General features: G+C 74.5%; 22 protein-coding genes. 11 read left to right on the forward strand and 11 right to left on the reverse strand.

Annotation, left to right across the window (positions count from 1 at the left end; all coding sequences use genetic code 11):
* The first annotated feature begins 18 nt into the window (after positions 1-18).
* Together efeO and efeB are read left to right on the forward strand one after the other, a co-directional pair.
* Complete coding sequence (efeO, locus tag ABZS80_RS01695; RefSeq protein ID WP_355053944.1) at positions 19-1,149, forward strand: iron uptake system protein EfeO; 1,131 nt, start codon at positions 19-21, stop codon at positions 1,147-1,149.
* Between the two features lie 23 nt (positions 1,150-1,172).
* A complete protein-coding gene (efeB, locus tag ABZS80_RS01700) occupies positions 1,173-2,474 on the forward strand; it encodes an iron uptake transporter deferrochelatase/peroxidase subunit (protein WP_355053945.1) in 1,302 nt (433 codons plus the stop codon).
* Between the two features lie 5 nt (positions 2,475-2,479).
* On the opposite strand, the gene ABZS80_RS01705 is transcribed toward efeB, so the two are convergent.
* Complete coding sequence (locus ABZS80_RS01705; protein ID WP_355053946.1) at positions 2,480-3,448, reverse strand: RDD family protein; 969 nt, start codon at positions 3,446-3,448, stop codon at positions 2,480-2,482.
* Positions 3,449-3,489: 41 nt separating this feature from the next.
* On the opposite strand from ABZS80_RS01705, the gene ABZS80_RS01710 reads away from it, so the two are divergent.
* Positions 3,490-4,443: a stage II sporulation protein M gene (locus tag ABZS80_RS01710; protein WP_355053947.1), complete on the forward strand. Its 954-nt coding sequence runs from the start codon at positions 3,490-3,492 to the stop codon at positions 4,441-4,443.
* Here the strand turns inward: ABZS80_RS01710 and ABZS80_RS01715 are convergent.
* Genes ABZS80_RS01715 through ABZS80_RS01735 form a run of 5 tightly spaced genes read right to left on the reverse strand, consistent with a single transcriptional unit; the run spans position 4,421 to position 9,459 of the window.
* Positions 4,421-5,731 carry a DUF58 domain-containing protein gene (locus tag ABZS80_RS01715; protein ID WP_355053948.1) on the reverse strand — a complete coding sequence of 437 codons (1,311 nt, stop codon included), beginning with the start codon at positions 5,729-5,731 and terminating at the stop codon, positions 4,421-4,423. The genes ABZS80_RS01710 and ABZS80_RS01715 overlap by 23 nt on opposite strands.
* Positions 5,728-6,717 (reverse strand): MoxR family ATPase, encoded by a 990-nt coding sequence (locus tag ABZS80_RS01720; RefSeq protein ID WP_151463966.1) that lies wholly within the window; start codon positions 6,715-6,717, stop codon positions 5,728-5,730. The genes ABZS80_RS01715 and ABZS80_RS01720 overlap by 4 nt, the downstream gene beginning before the upstream one ends.
* On the reverse strand, positions 6,714-8,003 hold the full coding sequence (locus tag ABZS80_RS01725; protein ID WP_355053949.1) for a DUF4350 domain-containing protein: 1,290 nt from the start codon (positions 8,001-8,003) through the stop codon (positions 6,714-6,716). The genes ABZS80_RS01720 and ABZS80_RS01725 overlap by 4 nt, the downstream gene beginning before the upstream one ends.
* Positions 8,000-8,629 carry a DUF4129 domain-containing protein gene (locus ABZS80_RS01730; protein ID WP_355053950.1) on the reverse strand — a complete coding sequence of 210 codons (630 nt, stop codon included), beginning with the start codon at positions 8,627-8,629 and terminating at the stop codon, positions 8,000-8,002. Before ABZS80_RS01730 ends, ABZS80_RS01725 begins: the two co-directional genes overlap by 4 nt.
* Entirely contained in the window at positions 8,626-9,459 is an 834-nt protein-coding gene (locus ABZS80_RS01735; RefSeq protein ID WP_355053951.1) for a hypothetical protein, read from the reverse strand. Before ABZS80_RS01735 ends, ABZS80_RS01730 begins: the two co-directional genes overlap by 4 nt.
* Before the next feature lie 208 nt (positions 9,460-9,667).
* Between ABZS80_RS01735 and mtrA the strand changes: the two genes are divergently transcribed.
* The 5 genes from mtrA to raiA all read left to right on the forward strand — a co-directional run bounded on the left by mtrA (position 9,668) and on the right by raiA (position 15,553).
* Positions 9,668-10,357, forward strand: coding sequence for an MtrAB system response regulator MtrA (gene mtrA, locus ABZS80_RS01740; RefSeq protein ID WP_046564340.1), 690 nt, complete (start codon positions 9,668-9,670; stop codon positions 10,355-10,357).
* A 79-nt stretch (positions 10,358-10,436) separates the two neighbouring features.
* Complete coding sequence (gene mtrB, locus ABZS80_RS01745; RefSeq protein ID WP_355054190.1) at positions 10,437-12,125, forward strand: MtrAB system histidine kinase MtrB; 1,689 nt, start codon at positions 10,437-10,439, stop codon at positions 12,123-12,125.
* A 23-nt stretch (positions 12,126-12,148) separates the two neighbouring features.
* Positions 12,149-13,948: an LpqB family beta-propeller domain-containing protein gene (locus tag ABZS80_RS01750; RefSeq protein WP_355054191.1), complete on the forward strand. Its 1,800-nt coding sequence runs from the start codon at positions 12,149-12,151 to the stop codon at positions 13,946-13,948.
* A gap of 7 nt (positions 13,949-13,955) precedes the next feature.
* Positions 13,956-14,651 (forward strand): ComF family protein, encoded by a 696-nt coding sequence (locus ABZS80_RS01755; RefSeq protein WP_355053952.1) that lies wholly within the window; start codon positions 13,956-13,958, stop codon positions 14,649-14,651.
* Between the two features lie 251 nt (positions 14,652-14,902).
* Positions 14,903-15,553 carry a ribosome-associated translation inhibitor RaiA gene (gene raiA / locus ABZS80_RS01760; RefSeq protein WP_355053953.1) on the forward strand — a complete coding sequence of 217 codons (651 nt, stop codon included), beginning with the start codon at positions 14,903-14,905 and terminating at the stop codon, positions 15,551-15,553.
* Positions 15,554-15,613: 60 nt separating this feature from the next.
* Here raiA and ABZS80_RS01765 read toward each other — a convergent pair whose 3' ends face one another.
* Together ABZS80_RS01765 and ABZS80_RS01770 are read right to left on the reverse strand one after the other, a co-directional pair.
* Entirely contained in the window at positions 15,614-16,720 is a 1,107-nt protein-coding gene (locus ABZS80_RS01765; protein ID WP_355053954.1) for a GNAT family N-acetyltransferase, read from the reverse strand.
* Entirely contained in the window at positions 16,717-17,883 is a 1,167-nt protein-coding gene (locus tag ABZS80_RS01770; protein WP_355053955.1) for a GNAT family N-acetyltransferase, read from the reverse strand. The genes ABZS80_RS01765 and ABZS80_RS01770 overlap by 4 nt, the downstream gene beginning before the upstream one ends.
* 160 nt (positions 17,884-18,043) lie before the next feature.
* Here ABZS80_RS01770 and secA point away from each other — a divergent pair, with 160 nt between their 5' ends.
* Complete coding sequence (gene secA, locus ABZS80_RS01775) at positions 18,044-20,953, forward strand: preprotein translocase subunit SecA (RefSeq protein WP_355053956.1); 2,910 nt, start codon at positions 18,044-18,046, stop codon at positions 20,951-20,953.
* 233 nt (positions 20,954-21,186) lie between these two features.
* Here secA and ABZS80_RS01780 read toward each other — a convergent pair whose 3' ends face one another.
* Both ABZS80_RS01780 and ABZS80_RS01785 read right to left on the reverse strand, forming a co-directional pair.
* A complete protein-coding gene (locus ABZS80_RS01780) occupies positions 21,187-21,858 on the reverse strand; it encodes an Rv3235 family protein (protein WP_355054192.1) in 672 nt (223 codons plus the stop codon).
* Between the two features lie 102 nt (positions 21,859-21,960).
* Entirely contained in the window at positions 21,961-22,188 is a 228-nt protein-coding gene (locus ABZS80_RS01785; RefSeq protein WP_355053957.1) for a helix-turn-helix domain-containing protein, read from the reverse strand.
* A 207-nt stretch (positions 22,189-22,395) separates the two neighbouring features.
* On the opposite strand from ABZS80_RS01785, the gene ABZS80_RS01790 reads away from it, so the two are divergent.
* The gene (locus ABZS80_RS01790) at positions 22,396-22,905 is read left to right on the forward strand and encodes a hypothetical protein (RefSeq protein WP_151464289.1); all 510 of its coding nucleotides are present in this window, start codon (positions 22,396-22,398) and stop codon (positions 22,903-22,905) included.
* 6 nt (positions 22,906-22,911) lie between these two features.
* Here ABZS80_RS01790 and ABZS80_RS01795 read toward each other — a convergent pair whose 3' ends face one another.
* On the reverse strand, positions 22,912-23,922 hold the full coding sequence (locus tag ABZS80_RS01795; protein ID WP_355053958.1) for a hypothetical protein: 1,011 nt from the start codon (positions 23,920-23,922) through the stop codon (positions 22,912-22,914).
* A 417-nt stretch (positions 23,923-24,339) separates the two neighbouring features.
* Between ABZS80_RS01795 and pruA the strand changes: the two genes are divergently transcribed.
* Positions 24,340-25,968: an L-glutamate gamma-semialdehyde dehydrogenase gene (gene pruA / locus ABZS80_RS01800; protein ID WP_355053959.1), complete on the forward strand. Its 1,629-nt coding sequence runs from the start codon at positions 24,340-24,342 to the stop codon at positions 25,966-25,968.
* The last annotated feature ends 168 nt before the right edge of the window (positions 25,969-26,136 follow it).

Below are 26,136 nucleotides of genomic sequence, written 5' to 3' on the forward strand. Positions count from 1 at the left end.
TCCGAGGAGACACCACCGATGCGTACCACTCGATTCGTCGTGCCCGCCGCCGCCGGGGTGCTCGCCGTCGCCGGACTGGCCGGGTGCGGGGGCGGTGACGACTCCGACGCCAAGGCCGGCGGCCCGATCGCCGTCAAGGCCACCGACAGCGCCTGCGAGGTCGACAGCACCGAGGTCGAGGCCGGGCAGGTGACCTTCAAGGTGACCAACTCCGGGTCCAAGGTCAACGAGTTCTACGTCTACGCCGCCGGCGACCGGGTGATGGGCGAGGTGGAGAACATCGCCCCCGGTCTGAGCCGCGAGCTGCGCGTCGAACTGCCCGCCGGCACGTACGAGACCGCCTGCAAGCCCGGCATGAGCGGCCGCGGCATCCGGGGCGCGCTGAAGGTCAGCGGCACGGTCGCGACCGTCGCCCCCGACGCCGCGCTCAGCCAGGCCACCGCCAGCTACCAGCGTTACGTGCAGAGCCAGACCGCCGCCCTGCTCACCAAGACCGAGGAGTTCGTGGCCGCGGTCAAGGCCAACGACGTGGCCCGGGCCAAGGAGCTGTACCCGGTGGCCCGCACCTACTGGGAGCGGATCGAGCCGGTCGCGGAGAGCTTCGGCGACCTCGACCCGAAGATCGACGGCCGCGAGGAGGTCGTCGAGGAGGGCATGCAGTTCACCGGCTTCCACCGGATCGAGAAGGACCTGTGGACGACCGGCGACGTCAGCAAGGACGGCGCCATCGCCGACCAGCTCCTCGTCGACGTGAAGGCGATCGTGGCCAAGGCCAACGCCGAGAAGCTCACGCCGCTCCAGCTCGCCAACGGCGCCAAGGCGCTCCTCGACGAGGTCGCCAGCGGCAAGATCACCGGCGAGGAGGAGCGGTACTCGCACACCGACCTCTGGGACTTCAACGCCAACCTGGAGGGCTCGAAGGCCGCCATCGCCGCGCTGCGCCCCGCCCTGGAGCAGCGCTCGCCCGACCTGGTCAAGCAGCTCGACACCGAGTTCGCGGCCGTCGAGACCGCCCTCGGCAAGCACCGGGCCGGCGACGGCTGGAAGCTGCACACCCAGCTCAGCAAGACCGAGCTCAAGGAACTGTCGGACAGCATCAACGCCCTGGCCGAGCCGATCAGCAAGGTGGCCGCGGTCGTCGCCCGCTGACGACCGGGTCCGGAGGTGACGTGATGAGCGAACCGAGCACCGACGACGCGACCCGCCGGACCGGGCTGTCCCGGCGCCGGGCCATCACCCTGGCCGGAGCCGGCGCGGCCGGCGTCGCCGGGGTGGCGGTCGGCGCAGGCGCCCTGTTCGGCGGCGGCGACCAGGCGTCCGCCACCGAGACAGCGGCCGGCGCGGTCCCGTTCCACGGCGAGCACCAGGCCGGCATCACCACCCCCGCCCAGGACCGGCTGCACTTCGTCGCGTTCGACGTCATCACCAAGGACCGGGCCCGGCTGGTCGCGCTGCTCCAGGAGTGGACCGCCGCCGCGGCCCGGATGACCGCCGGCAAGGACGCCGGGCTGATCGGCGCGGTCGACGGCGTGCCGGAGGCCCCGCCGGACGACACCGGCGAGGCGCTCGGGCTGCCCCCGTCGCAGCTCACCATCACCGTCGGATTCGGCCCGACGCTGTTCCGCGACGCCCAGGGCCGGGACCGGTTCGGCATCGCCGACAAGCGGCCCGCCGCCCTGGCCGACCTGCCGCACTTCGCCGGTGACGCGCTCAAGCCGGAACTCTCCGGCGGCGACATCTGCGTCCAGGCCTGCGCCAACGACCCGCAGGTGGCGGTGCACGCCATCCGCAACCTGGCCCGGATCGGCATGGGCGTGGTCAGCGTCCGCTGGTCCCAGCTCGGCTTCGGGCGTACGTCGTCGACGTCGCGGGGGCAGGCCACCGCCCGCAACCTGTTCGGCTTCAAGGACGGCACCGCGAACCTCAAGGCCGAGGAGACCGACCTGCTCCGCGAGCAGCTGTGGGCGCAGCCCGGCGACGGCGCCGACTGGATGACCGGCGGGTCCTACTTGGTCACCCGCAAGATCCGGATGCTGGTCGAGACCTGGGACCGCAGCCCCCTCGCTGAGCAGGAGATGATCGTCGGGCGGACCAAGGGCGCCGGCGCGCCGCTCGGCAAGCGCGCCGAGTTCGACGAGCCGGACTTCGCCGCCAAGGGCGACGACGGCGAGCCGGTCATCGCCGAGACCGCGCACGTCCGGCTCGCCCACCCCGACCAGAACGACGGCGCCCGCCTGCTGCGCCGCGGCTACAACTTCGTGGACGGCTCGGACGGGCTGGGCCGGCTCGACGCCGGGCTCTTCTTCATCGCCTACCAGCGGGACCCGCGCAAGCAGTTCGTGCCGATCCAGACCCGGCTCGCCCGCAACGACGCCATGAACGAATACCTGCGGCACGTCTCCAGCGGCCTGTTCGCCTGCCCGCCCGGCGTCCGCGACGCCGCCGACTGGTGGGGCCGCGCGCTCTTCTCCTGACCGGGTCAGCGCCGGACGTCGACCGAGGTGGGCTGTCCGCGTACCGGACCGGGCTGGCTCGGGACGGCGGGTGACGGCGCGGCGGGCCGCAGCACGGCCGGTGCCGGCGCGCTGGCCGGCGCGGGCGCCAGCTCGGGCCAGAGCGTGGCGGTGACCGCCCGCGCGCGGCCCAGCCGGTACGCGGCCCGGCGGCCCCGCTCGGCCAGCACGGCGGCCAGGTACGCCGACTCGGGCGCGGCCCACGGCGGGGGCGGCGAGGTGACCGCCGCGACCTCCGCCCACAGCTCCCGGCCCAGCCGGAACCGGTCCGGCTGAGCGAGCTGGTGCAACCGGCCCAGATACTGCCGGACGGCCAGCGCGAGCCCATCGTCCACCCGGGTCAGGTCGAGGGTGCCCGCCCAGCCGAGCAGCGGGGGCACGGGCTGCGGTGCCGGCCGCCACCCCCCGGCGCCCCGGGTGTGCACCACCAGCGTTCCGGCCACCAGATCGCCCAGCCGCCGCCCGCGCGGGTCGGTCAGCATCACGGTCACGCTCGCCGCCCAGCTCAGCAGCGGCAGCACCAGCCCCGGCCACTCCACCGCCACGCCCACCAGCGCGCGGGTCAGCGACTGGCCGACCCCGACCGGGCCGCCGTCGGCGCGGACCACCCGCAGCCCCACGGCCAGCTTGCCCACCGTCCGGCCGCCGACGAAGCGCTCCATCAGCACCGGGTAGCCGACCAGCACCAGCACCAGCAGCACGAGCTGCATCCCGCCGGCCAGCGCGGCGTCCATGATGTCCCCGGGCAGGCTGAGCACCAGCACCGACAGCACCGCGCCGAGCAGCAGCGCCACCGCGAGCTGGACCACCAGGTCGATCAGCAGGGCGAGCACCCGCGAGCCGAGCCGGGCCGCCCGGACGTCCAGCTCCACCGCCTCGCCGCTGACCAGACCGGCGTCGGCCCACGGTGCCGGTGGGGGAGGTTGCGCGCGCACTCCGACAGTGAACACTATGGGCGCCGGACGGGGGAGGACGAGTGGATCTCGACGCGTACGTGGCCGAGCACGGCGCCGAGTGGCGGCGGCTGGAGCAGCTGACCGGCCGGCGCAGGCTGGACGCGGCGGAAGTGGACGAGCTGGTGGCGCTCTACCAGCGCGCCGCCACCCACCTCTCCGCGCTGCGCAGCCGGGCCCCGGAACCGGCGCTGGTCGGCCGTCTCTCCCACCTGGTGCTCGGGGCGCGGGCCCGGATCACCGGCCGTCCCCGGGCCTCCTGGGCGGCGGTGGGCCGGTTCCTCGTCGCCGACCTGCCGGCCGCCCTCTACCGGGCCTGGCCCTGGTGGTGCGCGGTGGCCACCGCGTTCAGCGCGCTCACGGCCTTCCTCATCTGGTTCGTCGCCGGCCACCCGGACACCGCCGCCGCGTTCATCGGGGCCGAGGCGGCCCGGCAGCTCGTCGACTCCGGCTTCGCCGGCTACTACACCGAGTTCACCGCGCCGACCTTCGCGTTCCACCTGTGGACGCACAACGCCTGGCTGGCCGCGCAGTGCCTGGCCGCCGGGGTGCTGGTGGTGCCGGTGCTCTGGCTGCTGTGGCAGAACGCGCTCAACGTCGGCGTGGTCGGCGGGGTGATGGTCTCCTACGGCCGCGCCGACGTGTTCTTCGGCATGATCACCCCGCACGGGCTGCTCGAACTCACCGGCATCTTCGTGGCCGCCGGGGTCGGGTTGCGGACGGCCTGGGCCTGGATCGCGCCGCCGGCCCAGCTGAGCCGCGGCCGGGCCGTCGCCGAGGCGGGTCGCTCGGCCATCGTGGTCGCCGCCGGCCTGGTCGGGCTCTTCGCGGTCTCCGCGCTGCTGGAGGCGTTCGTGACCCCGGCGCCGCTGCCGGTCGCCGTCCGGGTGGCGATCGGCGCCGTGGTCTGGCTGGCCTTCCTGGCGTACGCGCTGCTGCTCGGCGGGCGGGCCGTCAGAGCTGGCCGAGGGACTTGAGCCGCAGGTAGGTGTCGGCGACCGCCGGGGCGAGCCGGTCGGCGGGCGCGTCGACCACGGTCACGCCGTGCCGGGACAGGGCGGCCCGGACGCGGTCCCGCTCGGCGAGGGCCCGCCAGGCCGCCGCGGCGGCGTACGCGTCGTCGGGGGTCGCGGGCGGGGCGGTGGTGAGCCCGGCCAGCACCGGATCGTGGCTGGCCGCGAGCACCACCCGGTGCCGGGCGGCCAGCCGCGGCAGCACCGGCAGCAGGCCCTCGCCGAGTGCCCCCGCCTCCAGGGCGGTGAAGAGCACCACGAGGCTGCGCTGCCGTTCCCGGCGCAGCACCTCACCGGCGATCAGTTCGAAGTCGGTCTCCACGAGCGCCGGCTGGATCGGCGCGACGGCGTCCACCAGCCGGGCGAGCAGCGCCGGCCGGCCGCTGCCGGTGACCCGGGCCCGGACCGCCGTGTCGGCGGCGAGCAGGTCGACCCGGTCGCCGGCCCGGGCGGCCAGCGCCGTGAGCAGCAGCGCCGCGTCGATCGCGGTGTCCAGCCGGGGCTCGTCGCCGAGCCGGACCGCCGAGGTGCGCCCGGTGTCCAGCACGCACACCAGCCGCCGGTCCCGCTCCGGGCGCCAGGTGCGGACCAGCACGTCGGAGCGGCGGGCGCTGGCCCGCCAGTCGATGGAGCGGACGTCGTCGCCGACCACGTACTCGCGGAGCGTGTCGAACTCGGTGCCGTGGCCGCGTCCCCGGGTCACCTGGACGCCGTCGATGATCCGCAGCCGGGCCAGCTTCTCGGGCAGGTGCCGCCGCGAGTCGAAGCGGGGCAGCACCCGCAGCGTCCACGGTGGTGTGGCCGGGTGGCCGGCGCGTTGCCGGAAGGCCAGCCGCAGCGGCCCGAGGGAGCGTACGGTCAGCGCCACCGCCGGCCGGTCGCCGCGCCGGGCCGGGGTGAGCCGGACCGGCAGGGTGGCCGTGCCGCCCGGCGCGACGGTGAGCACCCGCGCGGCGGGGACGTCGGGCCGCGCCCCGGCCGAGGGCACCCAGGCGTCGCGCACCTGGGCGTGCAGGGTGCGGGCGGAGGTGTTCGCCAGGTGCAGGGTGACCGTGGCGGTGCCGCCGAGCCGGACCGCGCGGTCCCCGGCGCGGGTGGCGGTGAGCCCGTGCAGCGGCGCCGCGAGGGCCCAGTCGAGGGCGACCAGCAGCAGCACCGCCGCGGTCAGCACGGCGACGCCGAGGAACGGCGCCGGCCAGGCCGGCAGGGTGGCCGCGCTCGCCGCGAGCAGCAGACCCGCCCGCCAGGTCATCGCGGTGTCGGCACGGTGGCCAGCACCGCGTCCAGCACGGCGTCCACGGTGACGCCCTCCAGCTCCACCTCGGGGCGCAGCCGCAGCCGGTGCCGCAGGGTGGGCCGGGCGACCGCCTTCACGTCGTCCGGGGTGACGTGGTCCCGGCCGGCCAGCCAGGACCACGCCTTGGCGGTGCCCAGCAGGGCGGTGGCGCCCCGGGGCGAGGCGCCCAGCTCCAGCGCCGGGGCGACCCGGGTGCCCCGGCACAGGTCCACGATGTAGCCGAGCACGGGCTCGGCCACGTGCACCGCCTGCACCGCCGTCCGGGCGGCGGCCAGGTCGGCGGCGGTGGCCACCGGGCGTACGCCGGCGGCGCGCAGGTCGCGCGGGTCGAAGCCGGCGTGGTGCGCGCGGAGCACGCCCAGCTCCTCGTCCCGCCCGGGCAGCGGCACGGTCAGCTTGAGCAGGAACCGGTCGAGCTGCGCCTCGGGCAGCGGGTAGGTGCCCTCGTACTCGACGGGGTTCTGGGTGGCCGCCACGATGAACGGGTCGGGCAGCGGGCGGCGCTCGCCCTCGACGGTGACCTGCCGCTCCTCCATGACCTCCAGCAGCGCCGACTGGGTCTTCGGCGGGGTGCGGTTGATCTCGTCGGCGAGGAGCAGGTTGGTGAAGACCGGCCCCTCCCGGAAGGTGAAGGCGGCGGTGCGCGGGTCGAAGATCAGCGACCCGGTCACGTCGCCGGGCATCAGGTCGGGGGTGAACTGCACCCGCTTGGACTCCAGGTCCAGCGCGCTCGCCACGGTGCGCACCAGCAGGGTCTTGGCGACCCCGGGCACGCCCTCCAGCAGCACGTGCCCCCGGCAGAGCAGCGCGATGACCAGGCCGGTGACGACGGCGTCCTGGCCGACGACGGCCTTGGCCACCTCGGCCCGCAGCCGGTGCAGGGCGGCGCGGGCATCGGGCTGCGCGGTGGGCGACGCGGCGGCGATGACGGGTCCGGTCACCGTGGGTCTCCTTCGGTCGGGTGGGGGGCCAGGGTACGGGTCAGGGCGTCCAGGTCGCGGGCCAGCGCCAGCAGCTCCCGGTCGTCCTCCGGGGCAGCGCCGTGCAGCAGCTCGGCCACCCGCTCCGGGTCGGCCCCGGCGTGCGCGGCGACCCGGGCGGCCACCTCGTCGGGCGGCGTGTCCGGGGGCAGGTTGAGCCGGGGCAGCAGCCGGTCCAGCGCGGCGGCGCGCAGCGTCGCGGCGGTGGTGTCCCGGGCGCCGGCGCGGCGGTAGAGGCGGGCCCGGCCGAGCACCGTCTCGGCGGCCCGGACCGTGACCGGCAGCGGCTCCGGCACGGGCGGGCCGAGCCGGCGGGCCCGCCACAGCACCAGCAGGAGCCCGGCCACGGCGAGCTGGGCGAGTATCGCCCAGAACCAGGGCGGGAACGCGTCCCAGAGCGGGTTGTCCCGGTTCGGCGGCGGGTCGGCCCGGTCGTCGCGGCCGCCGGTCCGCCGGGGCACCGGCGTTCCGCCGTCGTCCGGGGTCGGCGACCAGCTCCGGCCGGTCGGTGCCGGCGCGGGGCCGGGCAGGTCGAGCCAGACCAGCGGGCGGTTGCCGCCGAGCAGGCCGGTGGCGAGGGCGCGGTTGCCCCACTCGTCGATGCGGTCGTTGCGGAACGGGTCGCTGGCGCCGACCACCACCACCTCGGTGCCCCAGGTGATCCGCCGCAGCGCGCCCGCGTAGCAGCGGTCGGTGCCGGACGGCCCGGCGTAGCGCTGGCCGTCGACGGCGGCGGTGCCGGCGCGCAGCGCCTCGGGCAGCCGGCAGGGCGCGCCGTCGGCGTCGGGCGGCACGGCCCGGGTCGCCCACCGGCGGTCGGTCGGTTCGAGCGGCAGGCCCACCCCGGTCAGCACCCGGCGGGACGGCTCGACCAGCACGAGCCGGCTGCCGGGCGGCAGCACGGTCAGGGCGGCCAGGGTGTCCGGGTGCACCAGGTCCGGAGCGGGCACGAAGAGGGTGGTGGGGCCCGCTCCGGCGGCCCGCAGGGCGTGCAGCGTGTCGGTCTCCCGGCGGATCGGCACCCCCTGCGCGCGCAGCGCGTCGGCCAGCCGGCTGCCCCCGTCGTCACCGGCGGCGACCGGAGCGAGGAAACCCGGGTCGTCCGGGTCGGGCTGGTCCACGGCGTGCAGGACCAGCGTGGTCACGATCAGCAGCACCGCCAGCCCGATCGGGACCAGCAGCCGGTGCCACCGGCGGCGGGGCGCGGGCGGGGCCGCCGGCCGGGCCGGGTCGAGGGTGGCGGTCACCGGGGCTCTCCCTCGGCGGCCAGCTCGCGGCGCAGGTCGGCGGCGAGATCCCGCATCCGGTGGTCGTGCGCGGCGGTGGCCGGGCGCTGGGCGTACCAGAGGTCCGAGAAGATCGATCCGGCGGTGTGCAGGGTGGGCCGCACCTCGGGCCGGACCCGGGCCACGGCCGTGGTCAGCTCGGTGACGGTCAGCCCCGGGCGAGGCTCCACCAGTTGCCGCGCCACCAGCAGGCGGACCATCTCGCGCAGCCGTTCCCGGACCGCCTCGGCGTACCGGCCCTCGGCGGCGAGCCGGTCGGCGAGGCCCGCCTGGGCGGCCGTCGCCGGCTCGGCCGACCGGGGCGTGGGCACCGGCACCGCGGGCGCGTCCCGTCGGGTCCGGCGCCGCCGCCGGGGCAGCCGCAGTCTCGGCAACCGCAGCTTCGGCCGCCGCAGCCGGGGCAGGCGCAGCCAGAGCCGGGGGAGCCGAGGCCGGCCGATCCGGGGCAGCCGGCGGGGCACCCAGGCCGGGAAGAAGTACCAGGCCAGCGCGACCAGCAGCGCTCCGGCCAGCAGGAGCAGGGCGGCCAGCGGCAGCGGTACGGCGTCCCCCAGCGCGGCGACCGTCTCGGTCCACCACCGGCTCACCGGGGCACCGCCAGCAGGACGGGCTCCGGGGCCGGGTTCCGAGAGAGCCGGATGTCCAGCCCTTCGGTGCGCATCCGGGTCTCCAGGTGCAGCACCGCGTCCAGGCAGGCCAGCGCCGGGTACGCGACCGCGTTCACGGCCACCCACGCGACGATGGCGACCGGCAGCGCCCAGGCGGAGACGTCGAACAGGCCCAGCAGCCCGAGACCGTGGTAGACGCCCAGCCCGATGCCGAGCCGGATCAGCCACCAACCCAGGTAGCCGAGCAGCCGGATGGCGGCGGCCCGCCCACCGACCCGGACCGCCAGCCGCAGCGCCCGCCCCGGCGCCCGGTACGCCGGAACCCGGTCCACCACGAGCACCGGCACCACGGCGCCGAGCAGCCCGTACGCGACGAACCAGGCCGGCCCGGCCAGCCCGGCGAGCAGGACCGTGCAGCCGACCACGGCTCCGGCCAGCAGGGTGGGCCCCCAGCGGGCGTCCGCCAGCAGCTCGCGTGGCCCGGTGCGGCGGCCCAGCAGGGCGGCCCCGGCGGCCCGGGCGGCCGGGTTGCCGAGCAGCGCGATGATCATGGCCTCGGTGCCGGCGCCGAGGGCGAGCAGCAGCCAGTACCACCCGAACCGGTCCGGGTCGGGCCACCACTCGGGCGGCCGCGCGCCGGCCAGCACCCGCAGCGGATGCAGCAGGGCCTGCTCGCCGAGGGCCAGCAGGACGGCGAGCGGGACGAGCACCCGCGCCTGGTCGCGCAGCAGCAGGACGGCCGAGTCGAGCAGTTCGCCGACGGTCAGCGGGCGGCGCGGGAGCACCGCGGTCGGGCCGACGTCGGGCACGGGTACTCCTGGCGGGCGGGAGGTGGCGGGCGGCGACACACCCGAGGGATCATGGTTGCACGGCGCGTCCGCGTCCGGTGGACCCGTCCGCCCAGGCGCGCCACGCGGGCGACCACGCCGTCAGCTGTGGTGCCGGACCGCCCTCGGCGCTACGGTGCCGTGAAGACGCCGAACCTCTTCAACGAACGGGGATGGAACGATAAACCCCATGAGAGCCCGGGTACTGGTGGTCGACGACGACCCCGCACTCGCCGAGATGCTCGGCATCGTCCTGCGCAGCGAGGGCTTCGTGCCGTCCTTCGTGGCGGACGGAGAACGGGCACTGGCCGCGTTCCGGGACAGCCGGCCCGACATCGTCCTGCTCGACCTGATGCTCCCCGGCATGAGCGGCATCGACGTGGCCCGGGCCATCCGGGGCGAGTCCGGCGTGCCGATCGTGATGCTGACCGCCAAGAGCGACACCGTCGACGTGGTGCTCGGGCTGGAGTCCGGCGCCGACGACTACGTGGTCAAGCCGTTCAAGCCCAAGGAGCTGGTGGCCCGGATGCGGGCCCGGCTGCGCCGGGGCGAGGACGTGGCGCCGGAGCTGCTCACCATCGGCCCGCCCGGCAACCAGATCACCATCGACGTGCCGGCGCACACGGTCAGCCGGGACGGCGAGGAGGTCAAGCTGACCCCGCTGGAGTTCGACCTGCTGGTCGCGCTCGCCCGCAAGCCGCGCCAGGTCTTCACCCGCGAGGTGCTGCTGGAGCAGGTCTGGGGCTACCGGCACGCCGCCGACACCCGCCTGGTCAACGTGCACGTGCAGCGGCTCCGCGCCAAGATCGAGCCGGATCCGGAGCGACCCGAAATCATCCTCACCGTGCGAGGCGTGGGTTACAAGGCGGGCACCGGATAGCCTGGTCAGCACTGTGGTGACCTCCCCGCCCCCCGACTCGCCGACCGTCGCGTCCCGCCGCCTCCGCGCCGCGCGGGCGCTGTGGCGTGTCCTGGCGGGCCGCACGGCCCGGTTCGCCGCCGGGGCCCACCAGACCTGGCGGAGGTCGCTCCAGCTTCGTGTGGTGACCATCACACTGGTGGCGTCCAGTCTGCTGGTGGGCGGTTTCGCGTACCTGATCGCGGACAAGCTCACCAACATCCTGCTGGAGAACGCCGAGACCGACGTCCTGCTGCGCCTGCAGAACGGCAGCGACTACGCCTCGAAGCAGTTCAACCTCTACAGCCAGCCGCAGGAGGCCCAGCTCCAGGACACCATCGACGGCACGGTCAACTACCTGGCCGGCGGTGACCCGGCGCAGACCAGCGGCGTCGTCGTGGCCATCACGGCCGACAGCTTCGCCGGCTTCATCGAGGCGCGCACCTCGCCGGACGTGCAGGTGCGACCGCTGATCAGCGCGGAGCTGCGGGCGTCGGTGGCGGCCGGGAACGTCGCCCACCAGGTCCGCACCGGCACGCTCGACGGTGAGCGCACCAAATTTCTGGTCTACGGCTCCCCGGTGCCGACCCGGTTCGGGCAGCTGGAGCTCTACTACCTCGTACCCCTGACCCGGCAGGACGCCACGGCGGCCGACGCCCGGGCCACCGTGGTCGCCACCGGCGTGGCCCTCGTGCTGCTGCTCGGCCTGCTGGCCGCCCTGGTCACCCGCCTGGTGGTGACCCCGGTACGGGTGGCCGCCCGGACCGCCCAGCGGCTCTCCGCGGGCCTCCTCGACCAGCGGATGGTGGTCAACGGCGAGGACGACCTGGCCCTGCTCGCCGCCTCGTTCAACCAGATGGCCACCAACCTGCAACGGCAGATCCTCCGGCTGGAGGAGATGTCGCGGCTGCAACGCCGTTTCACCTCCGACGTCTCCCACGAGCTGCGCACGCCGCTGACCACGGTGCGGATGGCCGCCGACCTGATCTTCGCCGAGCGGGACGACTTCGACCCGGCGGTGGCGCGCAGCGCCGAGCTGCTCCAGGCCGAGCTGGACCGGTTCGAGGAGCTGCTCACCGACCTGCTGGAGATCAGCCGCTTCGACGCCGGCTTCGCGATGCTCGACAGCGAGCCGACCGACCTGGTGCCGGTGGTGCACCGGGTGACCGAGCGGCTGGCCGGGCTGGCCGAGCGGGTCGGGGTGGCCATCGAGCTGGACCTTCCGGACAGCCCGGTGATCGCCGAGGTCGACCCCCGCCGGGTCGAGCGGGTCCTGCGCAACCTCGTCGGCAACGCGGTCGAGCACGGCGAGGCCAAGCCCGTGCGGATCACCCTGGGCATGGACCAGAGCGCGGTGGCGATCACCGTGCGGGACCACGGCGTCGGCCTCAAGCCGGGCGAGGAGAAGCTGGTCTTCAACCGGTTCTGGCGGGCCGACCCGTCCCGGGCCCGACAGACGGGCGGCACCGGGCTGGGCCTGTCGATCAGCCTGGAGGACGCCCGGCTGCACGGCGGCTGGCTGGAGGCGTGGGGCGCGCCGGGGCAGGGGGCCCAGTTCCGGCTGACCCTGCCGGCCCGCGCCGGGGACCGGCTGACCACCTCACCGCTGCGGCTCGTGCCGGCCGACGCCACCCTGCCGTTCGGCGGTCCGCGCGACGGCGGCCCGCTCGCCATCGGGCCGGGCAGCGGCGCGGGCGCGCTGGCCATCGGGCCGGCGGAATCCGGTGACCGGGCCGAGGTGGCACCATGAGCGCCAGGAGTGAGCTGGGCGCCGTGCGGCGGCGGGTGCTGGTCGCGCTGCTGGTCGGTGTGCTGCTTCCCGCCGGGCTGGCCGGTTGCGGGATCCCGCGGGAGACCGAGGTGCAGGTCGACGGCTCGGGCCCGGCCGCCGAGGCGGGTGCCCTCAACGGCAGCCCCGCGCGGCCGCCCACCCCCGGCGACAGCAACGAGCCCGGTCCGTTCATCGAGAACTACCTGCGGGCCGCCGCCGCCGGCGAGCGCGAGCAGGCGTACGCGCGGGCCAAACAGTTCGTCGCGGACGAGGCGAAGATCCTGCTGCGCGAGAAGCAGCAGAGCAGCGAGATCGAACTGACCGTGGTGCGGCTGCGGGAGAAGCCTGAGGTCACCCCGCCGAACAACCAGGGCACCAGCAAGGTGACACTCAAGGTGCAACAGGTCGGCGTGCTGGGCGCCGACGGCAGCCTGTCCCCGCCGGTGGCCAGCGAGACCGAGTACGTGTTCCAGCTGCGCCGGGCCGAGCCGGCCGGCGGCGGGCTGCTCATCACGGACCTGCCGAACGTGCTGCTGATCAGCGACGACGCGCTGCGCGGGTACTACCCGTCGCGCACCATCTACTTCTGGAACGCGGACCAGTCACGCCTGGTGCCGGAGCTGCGCTACCTGCCCTCGTCGGTGCCGGCCGAGCGGCGGATCACCGACGTGGTGAAGTGGCTGACCGGTGGCCCGTCCGACTGGCTGGCCCCGGGGGTCACCCGGCTTCCCGACGACACCCGGCCGATCAACAACGCCACGGGCTCGGACGGGCACTGGGAGGTCAACCTGCGCATGCCGGGGGCCGACGACAAGCGGCTCGCCCTGCTCGCCACCCAGCTCGCCTGGTCGCTGCCCGACCTGAACGGTCAGCTCGACCTGAAGATCCAGAACCAGAAGCGGCGCACCGTCGACCTCCAGCAGGAGCGGACGGCGCACGTCGCGTACCCGACCGGGGAAGCCCCGGCGCGGTTCAGCGTCTACGACGGCGCCATCCGGCCGCTCGCCATCGGCAACGAGCCAAGAGCCGCCGTCCCGCTGGAGCCGGCCGACAACAAGAACGTGGTCTCCGCGGCAATCACCCGCGCGGGCGACCAGGTGATGGCCGCGCTTGCGGTGACCGGGGCGGACCGCCGGCAGCGGCTCAAGGTCGGCTCCGGCGCGGACCCGGTGCAGATGCCCGCCACCAGCAGCCAGACGTACGCCTCGCTGGGCCGACCCACCTGGCTCCGCTCGCTGGACGAGCGGCACCCGGCCGGCCTCGTGGCGGCCGACGGCAAGCTCTACCGCTTCGACGGCTCGGCCGCGATGAGCCCGGTCGCGCTGAACATCACCGGCCCGGTCGTGGCGGTCGCCGGGTCTCTCGACGGACACCGGATCGCCCTGGTCAGCGGGGGCGTGCTCTACGTCGCCGCGGTGAGTGTCGACGGCGGCGTGGTCAGCGTGGGTCAACCTCGCCGGCTGGCCACCCTGCTGACCGGCATCACCGCGGTGGACTGGCTCGCGGAGAACGACCTGGTCCTGGCCGGCAAAGAGGCGGACCGGCGGCCGGCGATCCACCAGATCACCGTCGACGGCGCTGAGGAGACCGCGCTCGAGCGGGACATCGGCGCCGAGGTGACCCTGTTGGCCGCGTACCCGGGCGGGGCGGTCGGCGGGCTGCCGTCGCTGTCGTACATGTACGAGGCGAACCGGGCGGCCTACCGGAACAACCCGTTCGACACCATCAAGCGGGAGCAGGTGCTGGACGTGCCCTCGGGCAGCCGGGCGACCAACCCGACCGCGCCCTTCTTCCTCTACTGAGGCGCCGGTGCCGGGGCTGGGCGGACTCTGGTCGGACCTGACCGACCTGGTGCTGCCGGCCGGGTGCGCCGGCTGCGGGGAGCGCGTGCCGGGCCTGCGACAGGGCTTCTGCCCGGGCTGCGTGCGGGACCTGGAGGCGCTGACCCCGGCGCCGACCCGACCCGACCCGACCCCGGCCGGCCTGCCGCCCTGCGCCGCCCTCGGCCCGTACGCGGGCGCGCTGCGCAACGGGCTGCTGGCGTACAAGGAGCGGGGCCGGCACGGGCTGGCCCGGCCGCTGGGCGCGCTGCTGGCCGAGGTGGTCGCCGCGGCGGTCGGCCCGCGTGGTCCGGTGACCCTGGTGGCGGTGCCGGACACCGCCCGGGCGGCCCGGGCCCGGTACGGCGACCACCTGGACCGGCTGACCCGCCACGCGGCGGCCCGGCTGGGCGCGGCCGGCTGGCCGGTACGCGTGCTCCGGCCGCTGCGCGCGCTGCCCCGGCCCGACTCGGTGGCGCTGGACAGCGCCGGGCGGGCCGCCGCGGCCGAGGCGGCGTTCCGGCTGCGCCGGACCGGCGGGGTGGCCGGTCCCGTGGTGCTGCTGGACGACATCGTCACCACGGGGGCCACGCTGGCGGCGGTGAGCCGTGTTCTGCGCGACGCGGGAATGCCGCCAAAGGTCGCGGCCGTGCTCGCCGCAACGCAAAAGCGGCACCATGCGTAACGCTCCGTGTTTCCGTTTCACCCCATGGTGTATGAGCTGTTAAATTTCGCGGCCTCTGCCGGCAACTGGGGGTGACTGGTGGCCGAACAGGAGTTAGCGTTTTCGTGTCGGGGGTAGGAGGGTTGCCAACCTTCCCCCGGCATTGGAAGGAGGCGTAGCCGTACACCATCGGTCGACGCCGGACGGGGTTCTCCCAGGGCGCGTCGACCGGAAGATCCGGACCGAACGACCGTCCGAACAAGGGAGGTCACGTGGACATCGTGGTCAAGGGCCGTAACGTCGAAGTGCCGGACCATTACCGGGTGCACGTAGCCGAAAAGCTCGCGAAGATCGAACGCTACGACCACAAGCTCATTCGCGTGGACGTCGAGTTGTTCCACGAGCGCAATCCGCGCCAGGCCGATCATTGCCAGCGGGTGGAGATCACCTGCGTGACGCGCGGCCCGGTGATCCGGGCCGAGGCCTGCACGAATGATTTCTACAGCGCGCTGGACGCGGCCATCGCCAAGCTGGACACCCGCTTCCGCCGGGCGGCCGACCGCCGCCGCGTGCACCGCGGCCGGCACGCGCCGCTCTCGGTCGCCGCCGCCACCGCGGACCTGCCGGTGACCGACCTGGAAGGGCCCGGCCTGGCGGCGTTGAACGGGCACGCGACGGCCACCGCCGTCGCGGAACGGCCCGACGAGGGTGGCTACGAGGAACCCGACGACCAGCCGTGGCACATCGCGCGGGCGAAGGTGCACCCCGCCGAGCCGATGACGGTCGACGACGCGCTGTTCCAGATGGAACTCGTCGGCCACGACTTCTACCTGTTCCAGGACAAGGAGTCGGGCCGCCCGAGCGTGGTCTACCGCCGGCACGCCTACGACTACGGGATCATCTCGCTCGACACCGGACCCTGACCACCCCGCGGGACGACACCGGCCGGAAGCCGTGGTGGGCGACCACCGCGGCTTCCGCCGTCAGCCGGCGCGGTCGCCCGGCAGCCGGCCGAAGATGAACGAGTCGATCCGGGTGCCGTCCGGGCCGGGGAGCCGGCCCCGCAGCAGCCCTTCCCGGCCGAAGCCGGCCTTCTCCAGCACCCGCTGCGAGGCGAGGTTCTCGGGCCGCGTGCCGGCCCAGAGCCGGGCCAGCCCGATCTCGAACGCCCAGCCGGCGACGAGGCCCACCGCCCGGGTGGCCAGCCCCCGGCCGCGCGCCTCGGGCAGCATGCTGTAGCCGAGCATGGCCTGGCCGGTGCTCGGTTCGTCGTACACCAGCGCGCAGCCGCCCACCACGGCGCCGGTGGCCGCGTCGAGGATGGCGAGGTCGGCCGCGCGGCCGGCCAGCCACTGGCTCTCCGCGCGGCGGCACCGCCGCTCGATCGACTCCCGCGTCGGCGGGGCCGGCGGCACCCGGTTCGCCACCACCTCCGGCAGCGTGTGCAGCCGGTACACCACCTCGGCGTCCGCCGGCCCGACCGGGCGCAGCGTCACCACGCCGTCGGTGAGCCGGCCGTCGGGCAGGTCCGGCAGCAGCCGGACGGTCGGACCGGGCGGGTCGTCGGCGAGGCGTACCCAGACGGCCAGGTCGTGGCGACCGTCCCGGCCCTGGCCGGCCGACCGGCGTACCCCCTCGTGCCGGAACCCGGCGGCCAGCGCCACCCGCTGGCTCGCCGCGTTCTCCTCCTGCGTGAGCAGTTCGAGCCGGACGGCGCCGGCGGCGAAGGCCGCCTCGGCCAGCGCGCGGGTGGCGGCCGTGGCGACGCCCCGGCCGCGCGCCCACGGCGCGACCCAGTAGCCGATCTCCGCCTGGCCGCGCTCCGCCACCGGGTGGCTGAGGCCGGCCGCGCCGATCAACCGGTCGGTGGCCGGGTCGGCGATCACGTACGCCGCGCCGCCGGTGGCCCAGGCCGCCGGTGCGCCCTCGGTGATCCACCACCGGGCGCTCTCCTCGGTGTACGGGTCGGGCAGGCCGGGCAGGAACCGCTGGGTGAGCGGGTCGGCGCAGGCGGCAGCCGTGTCCGTCGCGTCGGTGAGCCGGTTCCGCCGCAGCCGCACCCCGTACGCCTCGATGGTCTCGGGCGTCACGTGAGGTCCTGCGGGAGCAGCCCGCCGACCCAGACGTCCTGCCGTTCCCCGCGGTGCTGGACCCCGCCGCGGAGCGTGCCCTCGACGGTGAAGCCGGCCTTCTCGGCGGCCCGGCGCGACGCGGTGTTGCCGACATTGGCCCGCCACTCGATGCGGGCCAGGCCGAGCGTGGTGAAGCCCCAGGCGCAGAGCGCGGCCAGCGCGGCCGGCAGGTAGCCCCGGCCCCGGGCGTGCGGCGCGGTCATGAAGCCCACGTCGGCGACGAGCGGGTCGCCGGGGGAGATGCGCAGGTCGATCGAGGCGACGTACCGATCGTCCGGGTCGGCGACGGCGTAGGCCGCCCCCTTGCCCCGGGCCCAGGACGCCTCGGCGATGTCCCGCAGGTAGCCCTCGGCGTGCTGCCGCTGGTAGGGGTGCGGCACCGTGGTCCAGCGGATGCTCTCCTCGTCGCGGCAGGTGGTCACGAGCGCGTCGATGTCGCGCTCCTCGAATGCGCGCAGCTGCAGCTCGGTGTCGCCCGCGGTGGCGAACAGGACCGGCTGGGGCCGCGCGAAGACGGCGGCCCGGCGGGCCTCCAGGGTGTCCGGGCCGTGGCGGAGGGGCTCACCCGGTGCCCCCAGCTCGTGCGGCAGGAGGGAGCCGATCCAGCCCTCCGGGCGGCCGTCGACCGAGGGGTGGGCCAGCCGCAGCTCGCCCTCGACCCGGAAGCCGGCCCGGAGCGCGACCAGCCGGGAGGCGTGGTTGCCGACCTCCGCCTGCCAGGTCACCCGGCGCAGCTTGAGCGCGTCGAAGACCCAGCGGGCGACCGCCCGGGTGGCGCGGACTGCCACGCCCCGGCCGCGGGCCCAGGGCGCGGTCCAGTAGCCCACCTCGGCGGAGTCCAGGCCGCGGTCGACGGAGACGAGGCCGCAGGAGGCGAGCAGCTCGCCGGTCTGCGCGTCGCAGACCGCGAACGGCGCCCCGGTGCCCTCCGCCCAGGCCGTCCCGCTGATCGTGGTCACGAATCCGAGGGCGTGTTCCGGCAGGTACGGGCGAGGTACGGTGGTCCAGCGCTGAATGTCCGGGTCCTGGCAGGCGCGGTGCACCGCGTCGGCGTCCTCCGCCCGCCAGGGTCGCAGCAGCAGGCCGTCCTCGATGATCTCCACAGGCTCCACCCGAGCCATCGTGCCGGATCGTTCGCGTACGGCGTAACCCGATTACCGCCGGTCAGCGCGCCCGCTCGGCGTTATGTCGGGTTCGCGGCTCCGGACCGCAGCCACCAGTGACCATCGCCGCGCCGGAGCGCCTACGATGGTTCGAGACTGTCTAGGGGAGCGTTGATCCGTGTCGATTCTGGAAAAGGTCCTTAGCGCGGGCGCGGGCCGTATGGTGCGTCGGCTCAAGGCCATCGCCGCCGCCGTCAACTCGATCGAGGACGACTACGTCGACCTCAGCGACGACGAGCTGCGGGACATGACCGACCAGTTCAGGGAGCGGCTCGCCGACGGCGAGACTCTCGACGACCTGCTGCCCGAGGCGTTCGCGGTGTGCCGGGAGGCCGCCGCCCGGGTGCTCGGCCAGCGGCCCTACGACGTCCAGGTGATGGGCGGCGCGGCGCTGCACTTCGGCAACATCGCCGAGATGAAGACCGGTGAGGGCAAGACCCTGACCTCGGTCATGCCGGTCTACCTGAACGCGCTCGCCGGCAAGGGCGTGCACGTGATCACGGTGAACGACTACCTGGCCGAGCGCGACGCCGCCTGGATGGGCCGGGTGCACGAGTTCCTCGGCCTCAGCGTGGGCGTGGTGCTGCCCAACCGGCCGGCCACCGAGCACCGCGCGGCCTACGAGTGCGACATCACCTACGGCACCAACAACGAGTTCGGCTTCGACTACCTGCGCGACAACATGGCGTGGTCGAAGGAGGAGCTGGTCCAGCGCGGCCACTTCTTCGCCGTGGTCGACGAGGTCGACTCGATCCTCATCGACGAGGCGCGGACCCCGCTGATCATCTCCGGCCCGGCCGAGCACTCCGCCCGCTGGTACCAGGAGTTCGCCTCCGTGGTGGCCCGGCTCCAGCCCGGCACCGACGGTGAGGGCGACTACGAGGTCGACCACGCCAAGCGCACCATCGCCATCACCGAGCGCGGTGTCGCCAAGATCGAGGACCGGCTCGGCATCGACAACCTCTACGAGTCGGTCAACACCCCGCTCGTCGGCTACATGAACAACGCGATCAAGGCCAAGGAGCTCTACAAGCGCGACAAGGACTACATCGTCAGCGACGGCGAGGTCCTCATCGTCGACGAGTTCACCGGCCGCATCCTGCACGGCCGCCGCTACAACGAGGGCATGCACCAGGCGATCGAGGCCAAGGAGGGGGTGGAGATCAAGCAGGAGAACCAGACCCTGGCCACCATCACCCTCCAGAACTACTTCCGCCTCTACGAGAAGCTCTCCGGCATGACCGGCACGGCCCAGACCGAGGCGAGCGAGTTCAACAAGGTCTACAAGGTCGGCGTCGTGACCATCCCGACGCACCGGCCGATGGTCCGCCTCGACCGGGCGGACGTCATCTACAAGACCGAGAAGGCCAAGTTCAACGCCGTGGTCGAGGACATCGCCGAGCGGCACGAGCACGGCCAGCCGGTGCTGGTCGGCACGGTCTCCGTGGAGAACTCGGAGATCCTCTCCCACCTGCTGCGCCGCCGCGGCATCCCGCACTCGGTGCTCAACGCGAAGTTCCACGCCAAGGAAGCGGAGATCGTCGCCCAGGCCGGGCGCAAGGGCGCGGTCACCGTCGCCACCAACATGGCCGGCCGCGGCACCGACATCCTGCTCGGCGGCAACCCCGAGTTCCTCGCCGCCAACGAGCTGCGGCAGCGCGGCCTCGACCCGGTCGAGCAGCCCGAGGAGTACGCCAAGGCGATGGAGGAGGTCCTGCCCACCTGGAAGCAGGCCTGCGACGTCGAGGCGGAGGAGGTCGCCGCGGCCGGCGGCCTCTACGTGCTGGGCACCGAGCGGCACGAGTCGCGCCGGATCGACAACCAGCTGCGCGGTCGCGCCGGCCGGCAGGGTGACCCGGGCGAGTCCCGCTTCTACCTGTCGCTGCAGGACGACCTGATGAAGCGCTTCCGGGCCGGTGCCGTCGAGGCGGTGATGGACCGCTTCAACATCCCGGAGGACGTGCCCATCGAGTCGAAGATGGTCACCCGCCAGATCAAGAGCGCCCAGGCCCAGATCGAGGGCCAGAACGCCGAGATCCGGAAGAACGTCCTCAAGTACGACGAGGTGCTCAACAAGCAGCGCCAGGTGATCTACGCCGAGCGCCTCCGGGTGCTCAACGGCGAGGACCTCTCCGAGCAGGTCCGCAACATGATCGACGACGTGGTCGCTGCGTACGTGGTGGGCGCGACCAGCGAGGGCTACGCCGAGGACTGGGACCTCGAGCAGCTCTGGTCCAACCTCAAGCAGCTCTACCCGGTGGGCATCACCATTGACGAGCTGGAGGAGGAGCTGGGCTCCCGGGCCGGCCTCGACCAGGACTTCCTGCTCGCCCGCCTCAAGGAGGACGCGAACGCCGCGTACGACCGGCGCGAGGAGCAGCTCGGCGAGGAGGCCGTACGCCAGCTCGAGCGGATGGTCCTGCTCCAGGTGATCGACCGCAAGTGGCGCGAGCACCTCTACGAGATGGACTACCTCCAGGAGGGCATCAGCCTGCGGGCGTACGCCCAGCGCGACCCGGTCATCGAGTACCAGCGCGAGGGCTTCGACATGTTCGCCACCATGATGGACGGCATCAAGGAGGAGACGGTCGGCTTCCTCTACAACCTGGAGGTGCAGGTCGAGGAGCCGACGCCGGAGGCCGAGGAGGAGGAGGTCCAGCTGCTGGAGAAGCCGGTGGAGATCCGCGCCAAGGGTCTCAACCGCACGCCGCAGCAGCAGGGCCTGCAGTATTCGGCTCCCGCGGTCGACGGCGAGGCCGGCCGTGGCGCGCCGGTGCTCGAGCGCGCCGAGGAGCAGGCGCCGGCGCTCGGCATCGGCCGGTCCGAGACGTCGGAGCGTCCCGCCGCCTCCACCCCGCGCCGGACGGCCGGGATGAGCGGCCAGGCGGTCGCGGCGAGCACGGCCCGGCGGGCCGCTCCCGGCCAGGTCGACGGCGGCGGCGAGGGCCCGTCCCGCAACGCGCCCTGCCCGTGCGGTTCCGGCCGCAAGTACAAGCGCTGCCACGGCGCCCCCAACGGCGGCAACTGACCCGCCCCGCACCAGCCCCGACGGGCCCCGGCCGGATGGCCGGGGCCCGTCCGCGTCCCGCCCGCCCCAACTCCCGCGATCCGGCACGCCGGCGGCGATCCCATGATCGACTCCAGCTCGGCGAGGTGGCGGTGTCGGAGGGGCTGGGATGCCGCCACTTCGGCGAGGTGGAGTTGATCACTGCGTAGGTCGGCTTCGCGCCCGGGCGCCGAGCTGATGTCGGTCGGGGTCGGTCAGAGGACGTCGAGGACGGTGCAGAGCCAGGTGCCGCGGCGGTGTTCCAGGCGCAGCGCGATGGCCCAGCTCGCGCCGCCGGTGCCGGCCAGCACGGCGGCGGCCTCGACCGCGCCCGCGCGGGGCTCGCTGACCCGCAGCCGCCGGAGCTGGAGGACCGGTCGGGCGGTGCGGCGGCGTGCCGGGCCGACCCGGCGGGCGGCGCGGGCCAGCTCGGCGGTCACCCGGGCGGTCGCCTCGGGGAGGCAGAGCGGCCGGAGCTGCCCGGGCGGGCGGTAACCGTTGACGATCTCCAGGAAGGTGCGGACGAAGCGGTGCGCCGCTCGGGCCGCCTCGGGGGTCGCGGTGACCAGCGCCGCAGGCGGCGGGCCGTCCGAGCGCCCCGGCCCGGCCGGCAGCGGCCGGACGTCGGCGCCCCTGCCGGCCGCCCTGTCCCGGACCCGTCCGGCGGACAGCCCGATGGACCGGTCGGGGGCCCGGCCGGCGGGCCGGTCGGGATCCCGGCGGCGGGGGTCGAAGAGGTCGAGCGCGAGCTGGTCGGCATTGCCCCACGCATCGGCTGAGGCGTCGCCCCAGACCGGATCCTGGTCGATGCACGGCGGGTCGAGTGGCGGGGCGGGCCGGAGCCGGACGGGGGGACGCGGTGCCAGCGGGCGGCGGGTGTCGACCATCCTCAACCCCTGTTCCTTGCGTTTGCCTTCGTTTGCCTTCGATGATTGCTCATTCTCGGGCAGGGCAACGCCAACCGTCAATGCCGGTGCGGCATTGTGCGGTCACTCCACGTCGCGGTCGGTGAGCGGGTTGCCGCGTACCCACTCGGCGGTCTCGGCGTACTTCCGCTGGATGTACTCCTCCAGTTGAGCGCGCTCCACGCGCCACTGCCCCCGGCCACCGATCTTGATCGCGGGCAGTTCTCCGCTGCGCACCATGTGGTAGACCTGCGAGTCCGAGACGTTCAGCTCGGCGGCCACGTCGGACAGCAGCAGGAACCTCGGCTCCACGGCGACCCCCGGGGTTGGCTACGTTTGCTTCAGTTTGCCATCACGACCCCGATCGCCCAGGCCCGGCCGGGCGAATCCGGCCGGGGGACACACCGGCGTGGAACTTCTCCGCGACGGGTGCGAGGTGTATGACGGTCACGGCGTACGGCATGATCGGCGCCCGGAGCCGGCGTCCGCCGGCCGGCGGCTGAGGGCGGGGAGAGACCGGTGACCGACGAGCTTGTCCGGGTGTACGTGCCGGCGACCGTCCCCATGCTGGCCCGGCTGCGCGAGGAGGGCCTGGCCGGCGAGGAGGCGCACGCCGTCACCCCGGAGCTGCGGGAGTGGTACGCCGAGGGCGACGAGGAGGAGCTGGAGTACGTCGCCTTCACCCGGGCCGCCCAGGAGGCCCTGCTGCTGCTCCGGGCCGATCCGGGCGCACCCCGCCGGCGGGTCGTCGTCTCGGTGGACCTGCCGGCCCGCGCGGTCGGCCGGGCGGGCGGCGAGCTGGGCTCCAGCGTGGTGCGGCTCTCCGGGCCGGTGCCGGTGAAGTCCGTCGCCGCGATCCACGTGGACGGCGGGGACGCGGTCGACGACGTGGCGGCCGCCGCCGAGGTGGTGGCCGAGGCGCAGGCCGGCGACCCGGACGCCCAGTTCACCGTCGACGGGGCCGAGGACCACGAGCTGGAGTGGTACGACGTGACCGAGCTGGACCTGCTGCTGCGCGACGCCGGCTGACGGGCCTCAGGAGTCGGACTCGTCCTCGTCCTCCACGGCGCGCGGGCCGAGGGTGCGGCCGAACAGGACGAGCGCGGTGAGCGCCCCCACGAACAGCACCCAGATGCCGTTGTCCACCCGCGAGGTGCCGAGCGCCGTCTGTGCCACCTCGTCCGCCTCGCTGAGCGCGGCGGCCAGGTCGAGCAGCCCGCGCCCCCCGACCCGGATGATCACTTCGGTGAGCAGCAGGAGCAGCCCCGCGCCGGCTCCGGCCACGAGGTACGCCGGCCAGCGCAGCGCCGCGACGGCCGCGTCCCGCCGCTCGGCGCGGCGGCGGGCCCAGGCCAGGTAGAGGTACGCCACCAGGCCGGCGACAAGCCCGGCGAGCAGGGACTCGGTTCGGGACACCCACTTCGCGGCGTCGAGCACCGACTGCTGGGTGTCCCCGGCGCCGAACAGGTCGGAGAGCGGGTCCCGGGCCCGGCTGAACAGCACCACGAAGACCTGCGCGGCCAGCGTGGCGGCGGCGACCCCGCCGACCACCCGGGCGTTGCGCGCACCGGCCGCCGCGCCACCGATGATCGCCGCGGCGACGGTGGTGCCGGCGATGGTGTTGGTGGTCGCGTTGTCGGCGTACGTCAGGTTGACCGCGAGGGCGGCGGCGAGCCCGACCAGCAGGCCGGCGCCGACGGCGACGAGGAAGCGCAAGGTGACCCGGTCCAGCCGGTTGGTCGCCGCCAGGGCGACCGCGGCGCCGGCGACCAGCGCGGCCGTGATCACGCCCGGCAGGGCGTACGCGGAGAGGCTGAGCGCGGTGACCCCGGCCGCCGCCGAGGTGATGGCGGCCCGGGTGGACCAGAGCATGGCGGCCAGCCAGGCGAGCGACAGCACGGCCAGCACCAGGGCACCGGGCGCGTGGGCGAGGCGGCCACCGGCGGTCGGCGCGTCCGACGGGGATCCGGCCGGCGTCCCGACCGTCGGCTCGGTGGCGGGCTGGTCCGGCTCCGCGGCCGTGGAGCTGCCGGGCTGCTTGCTCATCGTCTCCCTCTCGACGGACGCCGGATCGGCCGCGACGGCCGGGCAGGTCACCGGTCATCCAGCGTACGCGGCGCTCCGGGGCCCCCTCCCGGCCACGCCGGCCGACGTGGTCCATCCGGGGTGAGCTGGCCGGGTGGTGACGGATCGCAGGCAAGGGGTCGGGCTGACTGAGGATTCGTCGGAAAGGGTGGCTTGTCGCCTACGGACCGGTGTGGGGCCGTGCGTCCGGGTGCGCCGGCCCGGGGCGGCCCGAACCGGGGCGGTGGAGGTGGGGTCGGGTCCCTCGCATGGAAGAATTGGCCGAGGTCCCGCCGCCGCGACCGGTACCCCGCGCGCGGCGCCCGGCAGCCCGGCCACCCGGCCGGCGCCCGCGGGTCCGGTTTCGCCACCGCCGTCGAGATCGCACAGGAGCCTGTGATGGACGCCGTGTTCTCCGTACCCGAGCCGCGCAACGAGCCGGTAAACACCTACGAGCCCGGCAGCGCCGAGCGGGAGCGGCTCCAGCGGCGGCTGGCCGACCTGGCCGCCGAGCGGATCGACCTGCCGATGACCATCGCCGGCGAGCAGCGGATGGCCGCCGGCGACCCGATCGACGTGGTCCAGCCGCACAAGCACGCCCACGTGCTCGGCGTGACCGGCCACGCCACCCAGGACGACGCGCGCGCCGCGGTGAAGGCCGCCAAGGACGCCGCGCCGATGTGGCGGGCGCTGCCGTTCGAGGAGCGCGCCGCGATCTTCCTGCGCGCCGCCGACCTGCTCTCCGGTCCGTGGCGGGACACCCTCAACGCCGCCACCATGCTGGGCCAGTCCAAGACCGTGGTCCAGGCCGAGATCGACGCGGCCTGCGAGCTGATCGACTTCCTCCGGTTCAACGTCTACTTCGCCCGCAAGCTCCTGGCCGAGCAGCCGATGTCCTCGCCGGGCGTGTGGAACCGCTTCGACCACCGGCCCCTGGAGGGCTTCGTCTACGCGGTCACCCCGTTCAACTTCACCGCGATCGCCGGCAACCTGCCCTCCGCTCCGGCGCTGCTCGGCAACACCGTGGTCTGGAAGCCGGGCCCGACCCAGCAGTTCGCCGCCCACTTCACCATGCGGCTGTTCGAGGCGGCCGGCCTGCCGCCCGGCGTGATCAACATGGTCACCGGGCGCGGCGAGGAGGTCTCCGACGTCGTGCTCGCCGACCCGGACCTGGCCGGCATCCACTTCACCGGCTCCACCAAGGTCTTCCAGCACCTCTGGAAGACCGTCGGCGACAACATCGCCCGCTACCGGGGCTACCCGCGGCTGGTCGGCGAGACCGGCGGCAAGGACTTCGTGGTCGCGCACACCAGCGCCGACGTGGACGCCCTGCACACCGCGCTGATCCGGGGCGCCTACGAGTACCAGGGCCAGAAGTGCTCGGCCGCCTCGCGGGCGTACATCCCCCGGTCCATCTGGGAGGGCGGGCTGCGCGACCGGCTGGCCGCCACCGCCGACTCGCTCACCTACGGCGACGTCACCGACTTCAGCAACTTCGGCGGCGCCGTGATCGACGACAAGGCGTTCGGCCGGCACGCCGCCGCGCTGGAGCTGATCAAGGGCGACGACAGCTGCAAGATCCTGGCCGGCGGCACCGCCGACGACTCGGTGGGCTACTTCGTCCGGCCGACCCTCTTCGAGTGCTCGGACGCCGCGCACGAGACCTTCACCACCGAGTACTTCGGCCCGATCCTCGGCGTGCACGTCTTCGACGACGCCCGCTTCGACGAGGTGGTCCACCAGGCCGAGTCGATCGCGCCCTACGCGCTGACCGGGTCGATCTTCGCGACCGACCGCCGGGTGGTCGACCAGGTGGCGGAGAAGATGCGGTACGCGGCCGGCAACTTCTACATCAACGACAAGCCGACCGGCGCGGTGGTCGGGCAGCAGCCGTTCGGCGGCGCCCGGGCAAGCGGCACCAACGACAAGGCCGGCTCCTGGCACAACCTGGTCCGCTGGATGTCCCCGCGGACGATCAAGGAGACCTTCGTCCCGCCGACCGAGCACGGCTACCCGCACATGGGCTGACCTGCGCAGGGTCGCCGGTGGCGCACCCAGCGTCACCGGCGACCGGCCGGCCGGGGGAGGACCGCGACGTCCCCGGCGGACTGTCGTCGGCCGACAGTGCACATCGGACCAGCCAACAGGTGGCGAAAACGGCAAATCCTGGACGCCAGGTCCGACAAAGTGGCAGCT

Source organism: Micromonospora sp. NPDC005305, assembly GCF_040607315.1.
Classification (GTDB): domain Bacteria; phylum Actinomycetota; class Actinomycetes; order Mycobacteriales; family Micromonosporaceae; genus Micromonospora.

Excerpts from the sequence above, each read along its gene's own strand:
- efeO (WP_355053944.1), top strand. The coding sequence starts at position 19 with ATGCGTACCACTCGATTCGTCGTGCCCGCCGCCGCCGGGGTGCTCGCC.
- efeB (WP_355053945.1), top strand. The coding sequence starts at position 1,173 with ATGAGCGAACCGAGCACCGACGACGCGACCCGCCGGACCGGGCTGTCC.
- ABZS80_RS01715 (WP_355053948.1), bottom strand. The coding sequence starts at position 5,731 with ATGACCTGGCGGGCGGGTCTGCTGCTCGCGGCGAGCGCGGCCACCCTG.
- mtrA (WP_046564340.1), top strand. The coding sequence starts at position 9,668 with ATGAGAGCCCGGGTACTGGTGGTCGACGACGACCCCGCACTCGCCGAG.
- ABZS80_RS01770 (WP_355053955.1), bottom strand. The coding sequence starts at position 17,883 with ATGGCTCGGGTGGAGCCTGTGGAGATCATCGAGGACGGCCTGCTGCTG.
- ABZS80_RS01780 (WP_355054192.1), bottom strand. The coding sequence starts at position 21,858 with ATGGTCGACACCCGCCGCCCGCTGGCACCGCGTCCCCCCGTCCGGCTC.
- ABZS80_RS01795 (WP_355053958.1), bottom strand. The coding sequence starts at position 23,922 with ATGAGCAAGCAGCCCGGCAGCTCCACGGCCGCGGAGCCGGACCAGCCC.
- pruA (WP_355053959.1), top strand. The coding sequence starts at position 24,340 with ATGGACGCCGTGTTCTCCGTACCCGAGCCGCGCAACGAGCCGGTAAAC.